The following is a 6,831-nucleotide window of genomic DNA, read 5'->3' as shown; positions in this document are numbered from 1 at the left end:
TCTCCTTCCAGGTGACGAGCAAGATCGATAGCCGCACGATCCTGGGCGAGATGGGCGCGGAGCAGCTTCTGGGTCAGGGCGACATGCTGTTCATGGCCGGCGGCGGACGCACGACGCGGGTGCACGGGCCGTTCTGCTCGGACTCGGAGGTCGAGACGGTGGTCGCCCACCTCAAGCGCCAGGGCCGCCCCTCCTATCTGGAGGCGGTCACGGCCGACGACGGCTCGTCCGACCAGCCGGAGAAGCCGGCCAAGGGCGCGCGCGCGGCGAAGGCCGAGAAGGACGACTTCGCGGACGCCGAGGAGGCCGACGCCCCGGTCTTCGACATCGGCGCCTTCGCGGCGACCGCCGGCGCCGAGGGTGGCGAGCTCTACGAGCAGGCCATCGCCGTGGTCCTGCGCGACCGCAAGGCCTCGACGAGCTACATCCAGCGCCGCCTGCAGATCGGCTACAACCGCGCTGCCTCGATCATGGAGCGGATGGAGATCGAGGGGATCGTCGGACCGGCCAACCACGCCGGGAAACGCGAGATCCTGGTCGAGGGTCTCGCGGGCGCCCCCTCCGGCGGCTACGACGACGAGTGAACCGCGCAAAGCCGGCCCCCGTCGCATATTCGCCACAGGGGCCGGCTCTATCGCCCGACACGAATCCGGACGCTCCGCCGCCAGGCGCGTCCGCACCGGGACGGCAAGAGCCCCACCGGGATGGCAAGAGCCCCGCGCGCCCGCACGCTTTCGGAGATGCCCACACGATGACTGGCCGACGCCTCCGCCCCGCCGCCGGTCCGCTGCTCGTGGTCGCCGCGCTGGCGCTCCAGCCGCTTCCGGCGAATGCCCAGGTCTCGTCCTTCCTCGACGGCCTGTTCGGCCGCAAGGAGGAGCCGGCGCCGCCCCCGGCCGCCTCGCCCGCGCCGGAGGCTGCCCAGGCCCCGGCCAAGAAGGCGGCGCAGAAGCCCGCCAAAGGCGCGGACAAGGGGGCGGACAAGACGGCGGAGAAGCCTTCGGAAAAACCCGCCGAGAAGACCGGCAGCCTCAAGGCGGCGGCCAAGCCCGGCGCTCCGGCGACGCCCGCCGCCCCGGCCGGCACGCGGGTCGCGGCGGTGGGGGCGCCCAATCTCGGCGCCTCGCTGCAGGACGCCGACCCGGCGACCGTGGTCGCGGCGGCCAACGGCTACTTCAACGGCTTCCAGACGCTGACCGGCTCGTTCATCCAGATCGGCGCCGACGGGCGCCGCATCGGCGGCAAGCTGACGCTCGCCAAGCCCGGGCGCCTGCGCTTCGAGTACGACCAGCCCTCCCCGCTCGAAGTGGTGGCCGACGGCACCTCGGTCGCGGTGCGCGACCGCAAGCTGAACACGCAGGATCTCTACTTCATCTCGCAGACGCCGCTGAAATTCCTGCTGCGGGACAAGATCGACCTCGCCCGCGACCTGACCGTGACGGAGGTCACCAACGATCCGGGCGGCGTGCGCATCGCCCTGGAGGACCGCTCGACGCTCGGCGGCACCTCGAAGATCCAGCTCTTCTTCGACGCCGAGATGAAGACCCTGTCGCAGTGGCGGATCACCGACCCGCAGGGCTACCTCACCACCGTGCAGCTCTCGAACCTGCAGAAGGGCAAGGCGGTCGACGGATCGCTGTTCTTCATCAATTACGGCCGCGCCGAGGACAAGGCGATGCAGCGCCAGATCGAGAGCCAGAACCCCTGACATCGGGTTCGGGCGCCGTGGTCCGGCGCCCCCGACGGCCCTCACCGCGGAACCGCACCGAAGCGCCGGGGCATGTCGTCCGACGGCACGTGAGGACGGTGTCCGGCAGGACACGGAACAAGAGCGCCAAGGTCGGCGACAACATGGGTTGAATCCCGCTGTAAAAATCACGGAACGTCTTGTCGCATCCTATGTTATGGGCCTCACGTTTCTGCCAATAATCGCGCGAATACGCGCCGCGGAGCACTTGATTTAAGGTTTCCTTGAGGGGCCGGCCGCCCAATGGGCGGGCCGCCCACGCGGGGCGGCTTCAACGGAACGCTGCCCGGCCGAATGTCCGCCCTCCCCGCTCTCTCGATTCCGGCCATCCCACCGTTCGAGGCGGCGCTCGCCGAGATGGCCGTGCCGCTCGTCCTGCTCGACGCCGCCGGCACGGTGACCTTCGCCAACGCCCGCGCGGCGGCGCTGCTCTCCTGCGCCGTGCCGGCCGGGCTCTCGCTGCCCGCTCTGCTCGCGGCCTTCGGCGGCGCGGAGGCGGAGGGCGGGCTTCTTCCGGAAGCGCTGCGCACCGCCCGCCCCGTCCGGTCCCGCCTCACCCTCGGCGGCGACCGCCGCGTCGAGGCGGCGCTGGCGCCGCTCTCGGCCGGCGGCTTCGCCCTCACCTTCGAGGACGTGACCGAGCAGCTCCGCGGCGCCGCCCTGGCCCGGCAGGAGCCGCTCACCGGCCTGTGCAACCGCGTCGGCCTGCACGATCGCCTCGACGCGGCGCTCGCCGAGGCGGCGGGGACGGGCGCGCCGCTCGCGGTGCTGATGCTCGACCTCGACCGGTTCAAGGCGGTCAACGACACCCTCGGCCACCCGGTCGGCGACGCGCTCCTGCGCAAGGTCGCCGAGCGCCTGCGCAAGGCCACCCGCCGCGAGGACGTGGTGGCGCGGCTCGGCGGCGACGAGTTCGCCATCCTCCAGGCCGGCGCCGAGCAGCCGCAGGCCGCCGAGGCCCTGGCGCGCCGCCTCGTCGATCTGGTCGGCCGGACCTACGTCGTCGACGGCCACATGCTCAATGTCGGCGTCAGCGTCGGCGTCGCCATCGCCCCCGCCGACGGTCGCGACGCCGACGACCTCCTCAAGCACGCCGACCTCGCGCTCTACCGTGCCAAGGCCGAGGGCCGGGGCACCTACCGCTTCTTCGAGCCGGCGATGAACGCGCAGATGCAGGCGCGCCGCAGCCTGGAGATCGACCTGCGCCGGGCGCTCGCCCTCAAGCAGTTCGACCTCGCCTTCCAGCCGCAGATCCGGCTGGAGACCGGGCAGGTGACCGGCTTCGAGGCCCTGCTGCGCTGGAACCATCCCGAGCGCGGCCCGGTCTCCCCGGCCCTGTTCATCCCGCTCGCCGAGGAGATCGGCGTCATCGTCGGCATCGGCGAGTGGGCCCTGCGCGCCGCCTGCCGCGAGGCGGCCGGCTGGTCGCAACCCGCGTCGATCGCCGTGAACCTCTCCCCCGTGCAGTTCCGCGGCGGCAAGCTGGTCGAGACGGTGATGAACGTGCTGGCCCAGACCGGCCTCGATCCGGCCCGGCTCGAGCTGGAGATCACCGAGGGCGCGCTTCTCGAGAACACCGACAGCGTGCTCGACGTGCTCAACGGCCTGCGCGCGCTCGGCGTGAAGATCTCGATGGACGATTTCGGCACCGGCTACTCGTCCCTGAGCTACCTGCAGAAATTCCCCTTCGACAAGATCAAGATCGACCAGTCCTTCGTCCGCGGCATGGAGGACAACGCCGAGTGCGGCGCGATCGTGCGGGCGATCGCCCGGCTCGGGGCCAGCCTCGGCATGCGCACCACCGCGGAGGGCGTCGAGACGCCGACGCAGCTCGACGCCATCCGCGCCGAGGGCTGCACGGAGGTCCAGGGCTACCTGACCGGGCGCCCGATGCCGGCCGCGCAGGCCGCCGCCCTGCTGTCGCCCCCCACCGCCGTCTCTCCCGCCTGATCCCGGAGCCCTCCATGAGCCAAGACGCCAGTCACGACTCCCCGACGCAGAACCTGCGCCGCCTCGTCTATTACAGCCGCAACCGGGTGACCGGCGCCCCGGCGGCGATGAACGAGACGATCCGCGGCATCCTCGCCGTGAGCCGCGCCAACAACGCCCGCGTCGGCGTGACCGGGGCACTGATGTTCAACGCCGGCTGCTTCGCCCAGGTGCTGGAAGGGCCGGGCGAGGCGGTCGAGTCGACCTTCGAGCGCATTCAGCAGGACGAGCGCCACGGCGAGGTCTCGCTGCTCGCCTTCGAGGCGGTGGAGACGCGGCTCTTCACCGAATGGTCGATGGCCTTCGTCGGCGCCTCCCAGGCCGACGCCGCCCGCTACGGCGACTTGGCCGGCGAGAGCGGCTTCGACCTCTCGCGAATGACGGGGGACAAGCTCTGCGCCGTGCTGCACGGCCTCGCCCTGGAGGAGGAAGCCGCCGCGGCCTGACGGTTTTACGCGCCGTCCGGGTTGGGCTAACGGGGCGGCCGTCCCCGCCACGCTCCTCAGGCAATCCCCGTGCGCCTCACCGTCACGACCTGGAACATCAACTCGGTGCGCCTGCGCATCGAGTCCGTGCTGCGCTTCCTGAAGGAGGCGCGGCCGGACGTGCTCTGCCTGCAGGAGACCAAGTGCCCCGACGAGCTGTTTCCGCTCAAGGCGTTCGAGGGCTCGGGCTACGAGCACATCGTCTTCGCCGGGCAGAAGGGCTATAACGGCGTCGCGATCGTCTCGCGCTTTCCCCTGCTCACCCGCGACGTCATGAGCTTCTGCGAGCGGGCGGATGCGCGCCACATCTCGGCGGTGCTCGGACCGGAGGCGGGGCCGGCGGCGGGGATCGTGCTGCACGATTTCTACGTGCCGGCGGGCGGCGACGTGCCCCACCGCGACCTCAACCCGAAATTCGCGCACAAGCTCGACTTCCTGGGAGAACTGCGCGCCTGGGGCGGCCGGCGCGTCTCCGGCCCGGCGATCCTAGTGGGCGACCTCAACGTGGCGCCGCTGGAGCACGACGTCTGGTCGCACAAGCAGCTCCTCGACGTGGTGAGCCACACCCCCGTCGAGACCGAGGCGCTGGAAACGCTGCGCGGGGAGGCCGGTTGGATCGACGCAGCCCGGCTCCTCACCCCGGAGCCGGAAAAGATCTACACGTGGTGGAGCTACCGCTCGCCGAACTGGGACCTCGCCAACAAGGGAAGGCGGCTCGACCACGCCTGGGTCTCGCCGGATCTCGCCGGCACCGTGCGTCACGTCGAAGTCTTCCGCGCGGCACGCGGCTGGGACAAGCCGTCGGACCACGTGCCCGTCACGCTGTCGCTGGAGTTGTGAGCCGGGAACGCTCACGCCCCTCCGGGCATTTGAACTCCACGTCCTGAATCCTCGACACGGAGTCCAATCGGATGCGCTCGATCCTGCGCCAGATCCTCGTCGTCTTCCTCCTGCCCAAGGCCATCGCCTACCTGCGCCGCCGCTACGGCGGCGGCCGCGCCGCGGGCCAGCACCGCTCGTACTGAGGGCGGGATTCCAAAGGGATCATCCCTTTGGCGGGGCGCCGGGGTGGAACCCCGGCTTCCCTTCAACCAGGGCTCTGCCCTGGACCCGCGAAAGGACTCGTCCTTTCGAAACCCGGATCCTGGCCAACGCGCCGACGGGCATAGCCGAACCAGATCGCCAGCCCGAGGCCGAGCCAGACCAGCAGCCGCAGCCAGGTGTCGCCGGGCAGGCTCGCCATCAGGGCGAGGCAGGCGAGGATGCCGAGCGCCGGCACGACGGGGCCGCCCGGCACGCGGAAGGGCCGCGCCCGCTCCGGCTCTGTCCGGCGCAGGACCAGCACGCTGACGCAGACGAGGATGAACGCGAACAGCGTGCCGATGCTGACGAGTTCGCCGAGAACGGTGATCGGCACCAGCGCCGCCACGACGGCGGTGGCGAGCCCGATGAGACCCTGCGCGACGAACGGCGTCCGGCTCGTTGCGCCGATGCGCGCAAAGGCATCCGGCAGCATGCGGTCGCGGGCCATGGCGTAGCAGATCCGCGCCTGCCCGTAGAGCGCGGTGAGCGCCGCCGTGGTGATCCCGATCAGCGCCCCCAGCTTGATCGCGGCCGAGAAGCCGGGCAGCCCCGTCACCGCCATCGCCTTGGCGATCGGATCGGCCACGTCGAGCTCGCGATAGGGCACGAGGCCGGTGAGCACGGCGGCCACCGCCACGTAGAGCGCCGCGGTGACGGCGAGCGCGCCGAGCAGCCCCACCGGCGCGTCCCGCTGCGGGTCGCGGGTCTCGCCCGCCGCCGTCGAGATGGTCTCGAAGCCGACATAGGCGAAGAACACCACGCCGGCCCCGCGAAAGACGCCGCTCCAGCCGAAGGCGCCGAACGTGCCCTCGTTCGCCGGCACCAGCGGGTGCCACAGTTCGGGCCGGAGGTGCCCCACGCCGAGGCCGAGGAAGGCGAGGATGATCGCGACCTTCAGCGCCACCAGCAGGGCGTTGGTGCGGGCGGCGGTGCGGTTGTCGCGCATCAGCAGCGCGGTCAGTGCCAGCGTGATCAGGGCCGCCGGCCCATTCACGAGTCCGCCCTCCCCCGGCGCCGCGGCGAGCGCCGCCGGCAAGCGCAGGCCCATATCGGCCAGCAGGCTCTGCGCGTAGCCCGACCAGCCGACAGCGATGGTCGCCGCGGCCATGGCGAATTCGAGCACGAGGTCCCAGCCGATGATCCAGGCGGGCAGCGCCCCGAGCGTCGCGTAGGTGTAGGAATAGGTCGAGCCGGCCACGGGGATCATCGCGGCGAGTTCCGCGTAGCAGAGCGCCACCAGCCCGCTCGCGACCGCGCCGAGCACGAAGGACAGCATCAGGCCCGGCCCGGCGAAGTTGGCCGCCGCCGTGCCGGTGAGCACGAAGATCCCCGCCCCGACCGTCGCCCCGACGCCGATGCAGACGAGGCTGAAGGCGGAGAGGTTTTTCGCCAGCGACGGGCCGCCGGTGCCGGACTCATCGGCGAGGAGGGCGGCGATGGGCTTGCGGGCACCGGGGGCAAAAAGCGGCATGGGGTCTCGCGCGCCTGGAACGGATCACGGCCGGCAACGCGAAATCCGCGCCGGTC

6 protein-coding genes are annotated in these 6,831 nt (G+C 71.6%); 5 read left to right on the top strand and 1 reads right to left on the bottom strand.

What is annotated here, in order from left to right; genetic code table 11:
• The 5 genes from ABS772_RS22815 to ABS772_RS22795 all read left to right on the top strand — a co-directional run.
• Positions 1 to 584, top strand: a 584-nt coding sequence (locus tag ABS772_RS22815) for a DNA translocase FtsK (protein WP_350396984.1), incomplete at its 5' end; no start/stop codon positions are given.
• A gap of 167 nt (positions 585 to 751) precedes the next feature.
• On the top strand, positions 752 to 1,708 hold the full coding sequence (locus ABS772_RS22810) for an outer-membrane lipoprotein carrier protein LolA (protein ID WP_350396982.1): 957 nt from the start codon (positions 752 to 754) through the stop codon (positions 1,706 to 1,708).
• Between the two features lie 333 nt (positions 1,709 to 2,041).
• The gene (locus tag ABS772_RS22805) at positions 2,042 to 3,697 is read left to right on the top strand and encodes a putative bifunctional diguanylate cyclase/phosphodiesterase (RefSeq protein ID WP_350396981.1); all 1,656 of its coding nucleotides are present in this window, start codon (positions 2,042 to 2,044) and stop codon (positions 3,695 to 3,697) included.
• Between the two features lie 14 nt (positions 3,698 to 3,711).
• On the top strand, positions 3,712 to 4,182 hold the full coding sequence (locus ABS772_RS22800) for a BLUF domain-containing protein (RefSeq protein ID WP_238256530.1): 471 nt from the start codon (positions 3,712 to 3,714) through the stop codon (positions 4,180 to 4,182).
• Positions 4,183 to 4,251: 69 nt separating this feature from the next.
• Positions 4,252 to 5,061: an exodeoxyribonuclease III gene (locus ABS772_RS22795; RefSeq protein ID WP_238256531.1), complete on the top strand. Its 810-nt coding sequence runs from the start codon at positions 4,252 to 4,254 to the stop codon at positions 5,059 to 5,061.
• A 247-nt stretch (positions 5,062 to 5,308) separates the two neighbouring features.
• On the opposite strand, the gene ABS772_RS22790 is transcribed toward ABS772_RS22795, so the two are convergent.
• Entirely contained in the window at positions 5,309 to 6,775 is a 1,467-nt protein-coding gene (locus ABS772_RS22790) for an amino acid permease (RefSeq protein ID WP_350396980.1), read from the bottom strand.
• Between the last annotated feature and the right edge of the window lie 56 nt (positions 6,776 to 6,831).

Origin of the sequence: Methylorubrum podarium, assembly GCF_040270385.1 — a bacterium.
Lineage (GTDB): Bacteria > Pseudomonadota > Alphaproteobacteria > Rhizobiales > Beijerinckiaceae > Methylobacterium > Methylobacterium podarium.
This window is presented reverse-complemented; position numbering and strand designations above follow the sequence as displayed.